The 13,559-nt window shown below is 61.5% G+C and carries 13 protein-coding genes; 7 read left to right on the forward strand and 6 right to left on the reverse strand.

Going from position 1 to position 13,559, the window contains the following annotated elements; all coding sequences use genetic code 11:
• Positions 1-76: 76 nt before the first annotated feature.
• The 5 genes from AAHA41_RS15295 to AAHA41_RS15315 all read left to right on the forward strand — a co-directional run bounded on the left by AAHA41_RS15295 (position 77) and on the right by AAHA41_RS15315 (position 5,235).
• Positions 77-1,573, forward strand: coding sequence for a CoA-acylating methylmalonate-semialdehyde dehydrogenase (locus AAHA41_RS15295; protein WP_323069980.1), 1,497 nt, complete (start codon positions 77-79; stop codon positions 1,571-1,573).
• 86 nt (positions 1,574-1,659) lie between these two features.
• Positions 1,660-2,388, forward strand: coding sequence for a glutamine amidotransferase (locus AAHA41_RS15300; protein WP_041209488.1), 729 nt, complete (start codon positions 1,660-1,662; stop codon positions 2,386-2,388).
• Between the two features lie 155 nt (positions 2,389-2,543).
• Positions 2,544-3,515: a LysR substrate-binding domain-containing protein gene (locus AAHA41_RS15305; RefSeq protein ID WP_033114758.1), complete on the forward strand. Its 972-nt coding sequence runs from the start codon at positions 2,544-2,546 to the stop codon at positions 3,513-3,515.
• Between the two features lie 106 nt (positions 3,516-3,621).
• Positions 3,622-4,461 (forward strand): PfkB family carbohydrate kinase, encoded by an 840-nt coding sequence (locus AAHA41_RS15310; RefSeq protein WP_019445767.1) that lies wholly within the window; start codon positions 3,622-3,624, stop codon positions 4,459-4,461.
• 321 nt (positions 4,462-4,782) lie between these two features.
• Positions 4,783-5,235, forward strand: coding sequence for an Rrf2 family transcriptional regulator (locus tag AAHA41_RS15315; protein WP_033114760.1), 453 nt, complete (start codon positions 4,783-4,785; stop codon positions 5,233-5,235).
• 53 nt (positions 5,236-5,288) lie between these two features.
• Here AAHA41_RS15315 and AAHA41_RS15320 read toward each other — a convergent pair whose 3' ends face one another.
• Positions 5,289-5,810 carry a ferredoxin-type protein NapF gene (locus tag AAHA41_RS15320; protein ID WP_033114761.1) on the reverse strand — a complete coding sequence of 174 codons (522 nt, stop codon included), beginning with the start codon at positions 5,808-5,810 and terminating at the stop codon, positions 5,289-5,291.
• Positions 5,811-5,951: 141 nt separating this feature from the next.
• Between AAHA41_RS15320 and AAHA41_RS15325 the strand changes: the two genes are divergently transcribed.
• Positions 5,952-6,167, forward strand: coding sequence for a hypothetical protein (locus AAHA41_RS15325; RefSeq protein ID WP_033114762.1), 216 nt, complete (start codon positions 5,952-5,954; stop codon positions 6,165-6,167).
• Complete coding sequence (gene rmuC / locus AAHA41_RS15330) at positions 6,164-7,504, forward strand: DNA recombination protein RmuC (protein ID WP_323069979.1); 1,341 nt, start codon at positions 6,164-6,166, stop codon at positions 7,502-7,504. Before AAHA41_RS15325 ends, rmuC begins: the two co-directional genes overlap by 4 nt.
• 151 nt (positions 7,505-7,655) lie before the next feature.
• Here rmuC and add read toward each other — a convergent pair whose 3' ends face one another.
• From add to glnA, 5 genes are all read right to left on the reverse strand, one after another.
• Entirely contained in the window at positions 7,656-8,657 is a 1,002-nt protein-coding gene (add, locus tag AAHA41_RS15335; protein ID WP_021231491.1) for an adenosine deaminase, read from the reverse strand.
• Between the two features lie 141 nt (positions 8,658-8,798).
• Positions 8,799-10,217 carry a nitrogen regulation protein NR(I) gene (glnG, locus tag AAHA41_RS15340; protein ID WP_041209491.1) on the reverse strand — a complete coding sequence of 473 codons (1,419 nt, stop codon included), beginning with the start codon at positions 10,215-10,217 and terminating at the stop codon, positions 8,799-8,801.
• A gap of 9 nt (positions 10,218-10,226) precedes the next feature.
• Entirely contained in the window at positions 10,227-11,282 is a 1,056-nt protein-coding gene (glnL, locus tag AAHA41_RS15345) for a nitrogen regulation protein NR(II) (protein ID WP_323069977.1), read from the reverse strand.
• Between the two features lie 80 nt (positions 11,283-11,362).
• Complete coding sequence (locus AAHA41_RS15350; protein ID WP_209297581.1) at positions 11,363-11,944, reverse strand: DUF4124 domain-containing protein; 582 nt, start codon at positions 11,942-11,944, stop codon at positions 11,363-11,365.
• A 114-nt stretch (positions 11,945-12,058) separates the two neighbouring features.
• Entirely contained in the window at positions 12,059-13,468 is a 1,410-nt protein-coding gene (gene glnA, locus AAHA41_RS15355; protein WP_041209494.1) for a glutamate--ammonia ligase, read from the reverse strand.
• Positions 13,469-13,559 lie beyond the last annotated feature (91 nt).

The following is a 13,559-nucleotide window of genomic DNA, read 5'->3' on the forward strand; positions in this document are numbered from 1 at the left end:
CGCTCTGGCGGGGCCTTGCGTTGCCTCGTTTTGACGAGCGCTGCGCCACCACGACATCAGTCATCACGGAGGATACATGACATACAGGGTCAGCAACTTCATCAACGGCCAACCGCAGGAGAGTCGCAGCGAGCGCCAGGGGGCCATCTTCAATCCCGCTTGTGGCAAGCAGCAGGGGTGCGTGGGGCTTTCCAGCGCCGCCGAGTGTCAGGATGCGATCGCCATCGCCGAGCGCACCTTTGCCGACTGGTCGCAAACCCCGCCGCTGGTGCGTGCCCGGGTCTTTTTCCGCTTCAAGGAGTTGATGGAGCAGCGCAGGGACGAGCTGGCCCAGCTCATCAGTCGCGAGCACGGCAAGGTCTTCTCCGATGCGCAGGGTGAGCTGACCCGCGGGCTGGAGGTGGTGGAGTTTGCCTGCGGCATCCCCCATCTGCTCAAGGGGGAGCACTCCCTCAACGTCGGTCGCGGGGTAGACAGCTACTCCATGATGCAGCCGGTGGGGGTTTGCGCCGGTATCACGCCGTTCAACTTCCCGGCCATGGTGCCGCTCTGGATGTTCCCGGTCGCCATTGCCTGCGGCAACACCTTTATTCTCAAACCCTCCGAGAAGGATCCCTCCCTCTCGCTGCGGATGGCCGAGCTGCTCAAGGAGGCCGGTCTGCCGGACGGCGTGCTCAACGTGGTGAACGGTGACAAGGAGGTGGTGGATGTGCTGCTGACCGACCCGCGAGTGGGTGCTGTGTCGTTTGTCGGCTCCACCCCCATCGCCCAGTATATCTATGCCACCGCCTCGGCCCATGGCAAACGGGTGCAGGCGTTGGGCGGCGCCAAGAATCACATGGTGGTGATGCCGGATGCGGACCTCGATCAGGCGGTCTCCGCCCTGATGGGGGCTGCTTATGGGGCTGCGGGTGAGCGCTGCATGGCGATCTCGGTGGCCGTGGTGGTGGGGGACGAGACCGCCGATGCGCTGGTGGCCAAGCTGACGCCGTTGGTGGAAAACCTGCGGGTAGGCCCGGGGCTGGGCCAGAGCCCGGAGAACGAAATGGGACCGCTCATCAGCAAGGAACATCTGGCCAAGGTGCGCGGCTACGTGGATCAGGGGGTGGCCGAAGGGGCCACGCTGCGGGTCGATGGTCGCACGCTGAGCCACGACGAGGGTTACTTTATCGGTGGCTGCCTGTTTGACCAGGTGACCCCCGAGATGCGCATCTACCGCGAGGAGATCTTCGGCCCTGTGCTCTCGATTGTGCGGGTGCCGGACTACGAGACGGCGCTGCGCCTCATCAACGAGCACGAGTACGGCAACGGTACCGCCATCTTTACCTGTGACGGCGACACCGCGCGGGACTTCACGGCGCGGGTGCAGGTCGGTATGGTAGGGGTGAACGTTCCCATTCCGGTGCCGATGGCGTTTCACAGCTTTGGCGGCTGGAAGCGCTCCATCTTCGGGCCGCTCAACATGCACGGGCCGGACGGGGTTCGCTTCTATACCCGGATGAAGACGGTCACGGCGCGCTGGCCCCAGAGCCTGCGCAGTGGTGCCGAGTTCTCCATGCCAACCATGAAGTGATGAGCCAAAGGCTCACCACCATGATTTGATTCTCTTGCCCCCGCAGATCGCTGGTCTGCGGGGGCACTTCTGTAAAGGAGCAACAGATGCGATTGGGAATTCTCGATTGTGACCGGCTGGATCCCGATCTGGCGGATCGTTTTGGCCCCGTCTACTCCGAGATGTTTATCAGGGGGTTTCAGCCGCTGGCACCCGAGCTGGAGTTTCGGGTCTGGTCAGCCATCGATGGCGAGTTGCCGGAGGATCTGCATGAGTGCGATGCCTGGCTTATCACAGGTTCGCGCCACGATGCCTATAGCGATATCCCCTGGATCCAGGCACTGCGCGGCTGGATCCGCCGTGCCCACGATGCCGACGTCAAGCTGGCCGGGATCTGTTTCGGCCATCAGGTGATCGCCCAGGCGCTCGGTGGCGAAGTGGTGAAATCAACCAAGGGGTGGGGGCTGGGGGTGTCGGTTCACCCCATGCTGGAAGATGCCCCCTGGATGGCGCCGGCGCGGGATCATATCCGCATTCTGGCGAGCCATCAGGATCAGGTGGCGTTGCTGCCACCCGGAGCAACCCGGCTGGCGGGCAACGATTTTTGTCCCAACTTCATGTTCTTGCAGGGGGACAACATAGTGGCCATTCAGGGGCACCCCGAGTTCTCGGTGGAGTACAACCGGGCGCTGATCGAACGGCGCCGTGGCCTGCTGCCCGACGAGCGTTACCAGAGCAGCCTCTCCTCGCTGGAGGGAGAGGTGGATTCGACCACCATGATGCAGTGGTTGCTGCAGTTTTTGGGGATCCTGCCGCTGCGGGCCGGCGCAGCCTGAGCCCGGTTTGTCAGCGACCCCCTTCGGGTGCTAGATTTTGTAGCAAAATGAAGGATCAAGCGCTGCGATGTCGGGATCGGATGATACACTGGCCGCCCTTTGTGGCGGCCTGTTTGTCTGGCGTGATCGCCGCACCAGCTTGAGAGGGTGAAGCCTTGAAACTACAGCAATTGAAGTACTTGATCGCGATCCGGGACCACAACCTCAACGTCTCGGTGGCATCCGATGCGCTCTATACCAGCCAGCCCGGGGTCAGCAAGCAGATCGGCCTGCTGGAGAGCGAGTTGGGAGTGCGGATCTTCGAGCGCCGTGGCAAGCATCTGCATCGCATCACCCCGGTGGGTGAGGAGATCATCAAGTGTGCCGAGGCGATGCTCAACATCGAGAGCAAGATCAAGGCGATCTCCCGCGAGTATCTGGATCCGACCGTGGGCACCCTCAATATTCACACAACTCATACCATCGCCCGCTATCTGCTGCCCAAATCGGTTACCTACTTCACCAAGAAGTACCCCAAGATCTCGTTCCACCTCCATCCGGTGATGTCGGCGAGCAAGGAGCAGATCAGCAAGGGTTACTCCGATTTTTCCATCGTTGCCCACGAGATTGGCTTCGACAAGGAGCTGATCGCGCTGCCCGCCTACCTCTGGACCCTCTCGCTGGTGGTGCCGCAGGATCACCCGCTGGCCAAGGTGAAGAAGCCGACGCTGGAGCAGCTCTGCCACTACCCGATCCTCAGTTACGAGAGCGGTGCCACCGGTCGGCAGGTGCAGGACGAGGTGTTTCAGGCGGCGGGCCTGACCCCGAGCTACTACATGACGGTAATGGATGCCGGAGTGATCAAGCGCTACGTGGAGCTGGGTTTTGGTATCGGCATCATCTCCTCGCTGGTGGCCAACGACACCGACAGCCCCGGGCTGGTCTCCATCAATCTGGAGCACCTGTTCAAGCCCTGCCCGGCCCAGATCTGCTTCAGCAAGAGCATCCTGCTGCAGAACTACATGTATGACTTCATCAGCTCCTTCTCGCCCCACCTCACCAAGGAGGTGATCCAGAGCGTGATGCAGCAACCGACACAGGCGCGCATCGACGAGCTGCTGGCCGGGGTAGAGCTGCCCATCTATTGATCCCGATCGGATTCCCGATCGCTGCCAGTTGTCTCTTCTGTCAGGCTGGGCTCTACTCGGGGTTCAGCCTGTCTCTTTTGGGCTATCTCCATCGTCCGAGGTCTCTATGTCCCGCATTCTGCTGCTTGCCAATCTCAACTGTGATCATGTGCTATCCCTCTCCGAACCGCTGGTGGCGGGGGCCCGGCTGCAATATGTGGATCAGGGGCGCAGGCTGGGGGGCGGCGCTGCCAATACCGGCATCGGGCTGGTGTGGGCAGGTCACGAGGTGACCATCGCCTCCCGCATCGGACTGGACGAGACCGGCGACTGGCTGCTGGAGCAGGCGGCCGGTTACGGGCTGGATTGCAGCCATGTGGAGCGCTTTGGCGGCGAGACCGGCGAGCTGCTGATCCTGGTGGACTCCACCGGCGAGCGCACCATACTGCGCCGCCCGCGGCGTCCCGATCTGCCCGGTGATCTGCCGCTGGAGGGGATCGACTGCCTCTACGTGAACTATCCCGGTACCGCCATCATCAGCTACATGCGCCAGATGCTCGGCAAGAGCTTCGTGGTGGCCCAGTATCCCAAGGGGGGGCAGGCACGCCGTCCCTGCCACGTGCTGGTGGCTTCCCGCTCCGATCTCGGCGAGGTGAGCGACCCCTGGCAACACGCCCGTCAGCTGGCGGGGGAGCAGCTCGAATGGCTGGTGTTGACCGAAGGCAAGGCGGGCGCGGTGGCCATCCATGGCGAGGAGCAGATCAGGGTCGCCGCCCGGCCAGTATCTGTGGTCGATACCACGGGGGCGGGGGATGCCTTCGCTGGCGGCTTGATCCACGGGCTGGCGCGAGGCATGGCGATCAAGGATGCCTTGCAGTGTGCGGTGGACTGGGGCGCGTTTGCCGTCGCCTCCGAGAGTTCCATCCCCTCGGTCGCGCTGAAAAACTGGCTGAAGCAGCCGCACTGACGCCCCGTTTATTCACTGTTCGAAGGGAGATTTCCCCTCTTGTCTGTTGGGGGCGGCGGCGAGGAATTTCGGGAAATGTAGCCGCCAGAATGGAGGCAAACGCCGGGCTAACCCGGCAAGTTTGCGATCAATCAAAGAAAGTGTCGATTTATGTGCATCTTCATCGACACCCGGTTGTGCTGCTCTTAACCTTGTCACTCCGCAACTCAGATTAAGAGACAGGCCCCCCTCTGGTGGACAGAGGCAAACCGGTTGTCTCCTGCCTCTTAGCTCAATGTTGTCGTCCTGATTCCTGGCTTGTAGTAAGAGGCAAGTGCGACCATGCAACTGACACGATTTACCGACTACGCCCTGCGTACCCTGACCTTCCTGGCGGTGCAGCCGGGGGATCGCCTGTCGACCATTACCGAAGTGGCCGATACCTTCGGCATCTCTCGCAACCACGTGGTCAAGATAGTGCACCAGCTCGGCATCAAGGGGTACATCGAGACGGTGCGTGGCAAGCATGGCGGTATCCGGCTCGGTCGCTCCGCGGTCTCCATCAACCTGCGCGATGTGGTGATGGACATGGAGCATGTGCTCTGTCCGGTCGACTGCAAGCGCGAGAACTGCCGTCTCTCCGGTGGCTGCCGCATTCAGGGCATTTTGCGCCGCGCCATGAACGCCTTCCTCGAAGTGCTGGGTGAGTACACCCTGGCCGATGCGGTGCGCGATCCGAACCGTCTCTGCCATCTGTTGGGCATCGAGCAGGAGTCCATTCTGGCGATGGCCTGATGGGCAGGAAACAAGAACAGTTAAGAAAGGGGCCTGATGGCCCCTTTTGCTTGTCAGCGATTACCCGGCTGGCGGATCAGGGTGATGGCGCCGTGCAGACAGGCGAGGCCGCAGGCACCGCAGCCATTGCAGGCATCCATATTGACGTTGATGCCATCGGCTGTGGCCTTGATTGCCTGCTGGGGGCAGGCATCTTCACAGAGCAGACAGTAGAAGCCCTGACGGGCCTGACAGCTCTCTTCAATCTGGACCCGGGTCTGCACCTGACGGCCCAGTTGCAAGTCGAGTGCTCCGGTCGGACAGGCTCTGGCGCAGCTGCCGCAATAGCTGCACTGGCCGCAGGCGAGATCGAGCACCGGGGTGCCGGCAATCGGGCTCCCCTCGTACTCCTCCTGGGTGGCCGGTTTGAGCAGACCGCGTGGGCAGGCCTTGAAACACTCGCCACAGCGGGTGCAGAGGGTGAGGTACTGGGACTCCTCGATCGCCCACGGCGGGCGCGCTTCATGGCAAACCACTGCGGGTTTGCGTGAAGCTTGCCAACCTTGTGTCAGCCAACGGAGGAAATAATGAGTCATGCCCACCCCTGATACCTATTAGGGGTTAATTTTATCGAAGTTTGCGAGGGCAGGCCAGAGAATAGCAGCCGTCAGGATCGCAAGGGCTGTTGCCCTTGTGTAAGCTAGGCGGGTCTCTTTTCCGTGGTTGAATGAAAACATATGTGGTTATTTCTCTGGCGTTCGTCCCTGCTCTATATCTTTCCCCTGCTGATGTGGGGCTACTGCCGCATCAAGGGCATCGAGTTCGTCGAGCTCGATACCGGGGTTAACAGCCACAAGTGGGTGGTGCTCGCTGCTTACCTCATCTACGTGCTGCTCTGGCTGCTGGCCAACCGCTATCTCGAACTCTTCCTGCGCCAACGGAGCCGTAAATGATCGAGCCCGGGCTCTGGGTCATCCTGCTGCCAGCCGCCCTGCTGGCAATCGGAACTGGCTGGCTTATTGGCCGGCGCAGCAGCACGGCGCAGACTCAGGCGCTGCTGCTGGCACAGGAGCGTTATCAGGCGCTGCAGGAGCGTTTTGACGAACTGCAGGATGAGCGGCAACAGGGGCAGCAGAAGCTGGATCAGCAGCAGACCCTGCTCATCAAGCTCACCGCCCGTCTCAAGGATGCGGAAGCGACCCTGCGCAGCGAGCGGCTGGCCGCCGCCGAGAAGCTGCAACTGCAACAGGAGGCGGAGCAGCGCCTCAGCCAGCAGTTCGAGAACCTTGCCAACCGGATCTTCGAGAAAAACTCCGGAAACTTCCGTGAGCTCAACCAGAACAGCCTCGATCTGCTGCTCACTCCGCTCAAGGAGCAGCTGGAGGGCTTCCGCCGTCAGGTGGGGGAAACCCATGCGCAGGAGACGGCCCAGCGCCACAGCCTCAAGTTCGAGCTGGAGCGCCTCGCCGAGCTCAATGCCCGCATGACCGAAGAGGCCGCGGCGCTGACCCGCGCCCTCAAGGGCGACAGCAAGCAGCAGGGCAACTGGGGTGAAGTGGTGCTGGCGCGGATCCTCAGCGAGTGCGGCCTGCGCGAGGGCCACGAGTACCACACCCAGGTCAATATCGAGGTGGAGAAGGGCAAGCGCTACCAGCCCGACGTGATCGTCCACCTGCCACAAGAGAAAGACATCATCATCGACGCCAAGGTGTCGCTGACCGCCTACGAGCGCTGGTACAACGCCGGGGACGAGCTGGAGAAGGCGGTGGCGCTCAAGGAACACGTCGCCTCGGTGCGCAACCATATCCGCGAGCTGGGTCGCAAGGATTACCAGCAGTTGCCCGGGGTGCGTACCCTCGACTATGTGCTGATGTTCGTGGCGGTGGAGCCCGCCTTCCTCACCGCGATGGAGGCCGATCCCTCGCTGGTGCGTTATGGTCTCGACAACAATATCCTGCTGGTGAGCCCCACCAACCTGATGGTGGCGCTGCGCACCATCGAGAACCTGTGGCGCTACGAGCGGCAGAACCAGAATGCCCGCCAGATTGCCGAACGGGCCGGTCGCCTCTACGAAAAGCTGCGGCTGTTTGTCGAGGAGATGCAGCAGATGGGAGGCAGCCTGCACAAGGCGCAGGAGAGCTACGACAAGGCGATGGGACGGCTGGTCAACGGCCGTGGCAACCTGATCGCTCAGGTCGAGCGTTTCCGCGAGCTGGGGGTGGAGGTGACCAAGAGTCTGCCAGAACCTTTGGTAGAGCGAGCGCTGGAGCGCGACAAGGAGCGGGAGTAGTTTTTCCCCTTACAGCCATCAGCAAAAGGCCCAAACCCGGTTTGGGCCTTTTGCTATCTGTCAGCTCGCCTCGTGCTGACCCATCGTCAGAAATCCGCAAAGCAAACGGCCCACCGAAGTGGGCCGTTGTTATTTGCACTGCCGGTGTTAATCAGCGGCTGGCGGCGCGGGCGCTCAGTTCGGCCTTCTCGCTATCGCTCAGGAAGGCCAGGGTCAGGCCGTTCTGCTGGGCGGTGCGGATTTCGCTGGCGGTCATGCCGGCGGCTGGGGCGGCCACTTCATATTCGTGGGGCAGGTCGATCCCTTCCACCGCCGGGTCGTCGGTGTTGAGGCAAGCCAGCACGCCGGCAGCCAGGAACTGGCGGATCGGGTGTTCTGTCAGGCTCGCCACCGTGGTGGTCTGGACGTTGGAGGTGAGGCAGGATTCGATGCCGATGCGGTGCTCGGCCAGATAGGCCATCAGGGCCGGATCCTGAATCGCTTTGACACCGTGGCCGATACGCTCGGCACCCAGCTCGCGAATGGCCTGCCACATGCTCTCGGGGCCAGCCGCCTCACCGGCGTGCACGGTGACGCGCATGCCTGCATCGCGCACCTTGCGGAAGTGGTCGACAAAGAGTTCACCCGGGAAGCCCAGCTCGTCACCGGCCAGATCGATGGCGACCAGCTTGTCGCGGTGGGCCAGACAGGCTGCCAGCTCCTGATTGCACTGCTCGGTGCCGAAGGTGCGGCTCATGATGCCGATCAGATTGGTCTTGATGCCGAAGTCACGGCTGCCCGCGGCCACGCCGTCGATGATGGCTTCCACCACGCCTTGCGGGTGCAGCTTGTGGGTCATCGCCATATAGGCCGGGCTGAAGCGCAGCTCGGCATAGTCGATACCGGCGCGCAGCAGGTCTTCCACGTTTTCGTAGGCAACCCGGCGGCAGGCGTCGTAGTCGGCCAGCACGGCAACACCCCAGTCCAGCTTCTTCAGGAAGGCAACCAGGCTCGGCTCGTTCTCGACGATCTGTACGTGAGGGCGCAGTGCCTCCAGCTCGAAGGCGGGCAGCTGAATATTGTGTTGGCGACCCAGCTCGAGGATGGTCTGCGGACGGATGTTGCCGTCCAGATGGCGGTGCAGGTCGGTCAGGGGGAGAGATCTGTCAATCATGATGGCGCCTTCTTCGAGTCGGGTTTGAAAGCCTGCCATTCTAGGCGGGGCTTTCAAAAAAGATACCCCGTTTGCTGGCAAACAGGGTCTTATTGGTCGGTGATTTATCAAGGCGTGATGGGAATCGTTTTTCCCCGGGACTCAGGAGAGATCGAGTTCCTTCAGCTTGCGGGTCAGGGTGTTGCGACCCCAGCCAAGCAGGCGCGCCGCCTCCTGCTTGTGGCCGTGGGTGTGCTCCAGCGCCGTCTCCAGCATGATCCGCTCGAACTGCGGCATGGCATCGGCTAGGATGTCGGTCTCTCCCAGCGCCAGCTTGCTGGCCACCCACTCCTGCAACTGTTGCTGCCAGCAACCGGGCAATGCCGGTTGGCCGGGCTCGGCGTTGTGGGTGATGGGGGTAAGCAGCTCGGGGGGAAGATCGCTCACCAGCACCTCCTGCCCGGAGGCCATCACGGTGAGCCAGCGGCAGACGTTTTCCAGCTGGCGCACGTTACCCGGCCAGGGCAGGCGGCTGATATAGGCCTGGGTGTCAGGGTGCAGGCTCTTGGCCTCCACGTTCAGCTCCTTGGCGGCGCGCAACAGGAAGTGACGGGCCAGCTGGGGAATATCCTCACGCCGCTCCTTGAGGGCAGGAATATGGATGCGAATGACGTTGAGGCGGTGGAACAGATCCTCGCGAAACTCGCCATCGGCGACCCGTTTCTCCAGATTCTGGTGGGTGGCGGCGATGATCCGTACATCCACCTGCACCGGCTGGTGGCCACCGACCCGGTAGAACTGGCCATCGGCCAAGACCCGCAGCAGCCGGGTTTGCACATCCAGCGGCATATCGCCGATCTCGTCGAGAAACAGGGTGCCGCCGTCGGCCTGCTCGAAGCGGCCGTGGCGGATGTTGTTGGCGCCGGTGAAAGCCCCCTTCTCGTGACCGAACAGCTCGGATTCGATGAGATCTTTCGGGATAGCCGCCATGTTGAGGGCGATAAAGTTTTTGTGGGCGCGCGGGCTGTGCTTGTGCAGGGCATGGGCGACCAGCTCCTTGCCGGTGCCGCTCTGGCCGTTGATTAGCACCGAGATGCTGGAACGCGACAGGCGGCCGATGGCGCGGAATACTTCCTGCATCGCCGGCGCTTCACCGATGATTTCGGGAGTGGCGGTGGCTTCTTGCTGACGAGATTTGCGCTTGGTGCGCTGCTCTTTGAGGTGATTCTCGGCGCGGCGCACCAGGGTCACTGCTTCGTCGATGTCGAACGGTTTGGGCAGGTACTCGAAGGCGCCGCGCTGGTAGGCGTTGACCGCGCTGTCGAGATCCGAGTGGGCGGTCATGATGATGATGGGCAGATCGGCCTGACGGCGGTGGATCTGCTCCAGCAGGCTCAGGCCGTCGATGCCGGGCATCCGGATATCGGAGAGGATCACATCGGGTGAGCGCAGCTCAAGGGCGTGCAGCAGGGCTTCACCATCGGCAAAGCTCTCGCAGTTGAAGCCTTCGCTGCCGAGGGTGCGCTCCAGCACCCAGCGGATAGAGCTGTCATCGTCGACGATCCACACTTTGGCTGTCATGGTGTTCCCTTACTTGCGAAGCGGTAGAAAAATGGTGAATTCGGTGTGGCCCGGCCAGCTGATGCAGTCGATTTTCCCCTTGTGCTGGTCGATCAGGTTCTGGGCGATGGAGAGGCCAAGCCCGGTGCCGCCCTCTTTGCCGGTGATCATGGGATAGAACAGGGTGTCGCGGATGGCGTCCGGAATACCGGGGCCGTTGTCGATGATCTTGATCTCCGCCGCCAACCGGTAACGCTGACCGTGGATGGTGATCTGGAACGCGGTGCGGGTCTTGATGCGGATAAGCCCGGTTTGATCGCCCAGCGCTTCGGCGGCGTTGCGCACTATGTTAAGAAACGCCTGCTGCAGCTGATCCGGCTCCATCTCGAATTCGGGTATGCTGGGATCGTAATCCCGCTCGATGCGCACCGTCGGTGGCAGCTCCAGCTCCACCAGTCGGCGTACCTGCTCCAGCACCGAGTGGACATTGTGCATCTGGTGACGGCCGGGGCGCTGGGGGCCGAGCAGCCGATCGACCAGGACCCGCAGCCGATCGGCCTGTTCGATGATGATGCCGGTATATTCGCGCAGGGCCGGGTCGGGCAGCTCCTTTTGCAGCAACTGGGCCGCGCCGCGCAGGCCGCCGAGGGGATTCTTGATTTCGTGGGCGAGACCGCGCACCAGCTCTTTGGCTGCCTGCTGCTGGGCATGCTGCTGCTGCTCCTGACTGATCTTTTTCTGCTGGTCGATCTTGCGCAGCTCCACGACCAGCAGGCGCTGCTCGTGGTCGGCCATGGGAGTAGCACTCAGCTCTACCAACCGCGGTTCTCCCTCTACCACCAGAGTCACTTCGCTATCGGTAAAGCCCTGCCCTGAAACGAGGCACTGTTTCAGTCGTTGCAGGTCGAGGGAGATATGTTCCAGCAGATGGGGCAGTTCGATGCCGATCAGCCGCCGTTCACTGAGAGAGAGCAGCTGCTCGGCGGCGGGATTGACGAACTGGATGCAGAGCCGTTGATCCATCAGGATCACGGCGGTCAGCAAATTATCCAAGAGTGTTTTGGCGTTGTCCGAGCGGGTTGGCACAGGTTTCTCCCTAAAACGGTGCTGCGCACCTGCAATGCACCGATATGGTGCATTGAGTTTACCCGCATCGGTGCGCTATATCACCCCTGGTTGGCTTTGGGGGTGGGTTTGGGAGCCGGATCCACGCTTGCTCTATGCAGGTAAAAGGTGACTGGAGTCGATTTAGCAAGGATCGTACCGTCTTTGGCGAGCAGTTCGAGCTGGGCCTCGTGGGCGCCGCGATCGACGTTTTCGACCCGGATCGAGAGGCTGTTGCTGACAAGGGGAGCCGCTTTGCCATCCAGGGTCAGCCGCACATCATACTGGGTGGGTGGTTTGGGGCTGATCTGGCCCTGAAAGACGATATTGCCGGTGTTGTCGCGCAGGGTGCTGCCCTGTTCCGGTGAAAGCAGGGCGATGACCAGCTTGGCTGCCTCTTTCTTCTTGCTGGCATCGACACCGGTCAGGGAGTTGAAGTTCTCCACCTGTACCGAACGGGGGGCTCCGCTTAAGAAGGGGGCCGTGCGCAGATCGACTTCCTTTACCTTCTTGCCGGGAGGTGGTGCATCCGTGTAGTGGGTGACGCCATTGCCATCGACCCAGGAGTAGACCTTGGCTGCATGCGTACCAAACGAGGTCAGCAACAGGAGGGCGACAAGCCCGATGCCATACTTGTTGTTCATCCATCTCTCCTTGACGGTATCTTGCTTAATCCTATCAGAGAAAAAACCCGCCAGATGGCGGGTTTTGTCACGATTGGGCAAGCTGGTCCGATTAACCGGACAGCTGTTTCCGGCTTAGACGGAGTAGTACAGCTCGAACTCCAGCGGGTGTGGGGTCATACGCACACGGTCAACATCCTGCTGTTTCAGTTCCAGGTAGGAGTTGATGAAGTCATCGCTGAACACGCCGCCACGGGTCAGGAACTCGCGGTCTGCATCCAGAGCGGCCAGTGCTTCGTCCAGAGAACCGGCAACGGTCGGTACTTCTGCAGCCTCTTCCGGCGGCAGGTCGTACAGGTTCTTGTCCATGGCATCGCCCGGATGGATCTTGTTGATGATACCGTCCAGACCGGCCATCAGCTGAGCTGCGAAGGCCAGGTACGGGTTGGCTGCCGGATCCGGGAAGCGCACTTCGATACGACGGGCTTTCGGGCTCGGAACCACCGGGATACGGATGGAGGCAGAGCGGTTGCGGGCAGAGTAGGCCAGCATGACCGGTGCTTCATAACCCGGAACCAGACGCTTGTAGGAGTTGGTGGTCGGGTTGGCGAAGGCGTTGATGGCCTTGGCGTGCTTGATGATACCGCCGATGTAGTGCAGCGCCATCTCGGACAGACCACCATACAGGTCGCCGGCGAACAGGTTGACGCCGTTCTTGGCCAGAGACTGGTGGCAGTGCATACCGGAGCCGTTGTCACCGAACATGGGTTTCGGCATGAAGGTCACAGTCTTGTTGTAGGCGTGGGCCACGTTGTGGATCACGTACTTCAGCACCTGCACTTCGTCCGCTTTCAGGGTCAGAGTATTGAAGCGGGTCGCGATCTCGTTCTGACCGGCAGTCGCCACTTCGTGGTGGTGAGCTTCAACAACCTGGCCCATCTCTTCCAGCACCAGACACATGGCGGCACGGATGTCCTGGGAGGAGTCAACCGGCGCAACCGGGAAGTAACCGCCTTTCACGAACGGACGGTGGCCCTTGTTGCCATGCTCATAGGCAGTACCGGAGTTCCATGCAGCTTCTTCGGATTCGATCTTCACGAAGCTGTGGCCCATGGTGTTGGAGAAGGTGATGTTGTCGAACATGAAGAATTCCGGCTCCGGCCCGAACAGCACGGTGTCAGCGATGCCGCTGGACTTCAGGAAATCTTCGGCGCGCTTGGCGATGGAGCGCGGGTCGCGGTCGTAGCCCTGCATGGTGGCAGGCTCCAGCACGTCACACACGATGTTCAGAGTGGTCTCTTCGGTGAAGGGATCCAGCTTGGCGGAGGCGGCATCCGGCATCAGTACCATGTCGGATTCGTTGATGCCTTTCCAGCCACCGATGGAGGAGCCGTCGAACATCTTGCCGTCTTCGAAGAAATCTTCATCAACCTGATGGGCAGGGATGGATACGTGCTGCTCTTTGCCCTTGGTGTCGGTAAAGCGCAGATCAACAAACTTGACTTCGTGTTCCTGGATCAGGGCCAAAACGTTCTGGACTGACATGCTAAATAACCTCCGGTGTTAAAACTCTCTGGGTGAATGCGTCGTCGTATTCACATAAGCCAGTATCGTGCCAAGTTTGTGACAGCCTGAT

Origin of the sequence: Aeromonas sp. SER, from assembly GCF_038739615.1 — a bacterium.
GTDB lineage: Bacteria > Pseudomonadota > Gammaproteobacteria > Enterobacterales > Aeromonadaceae > Aeromonas > Aeromonas jandaei.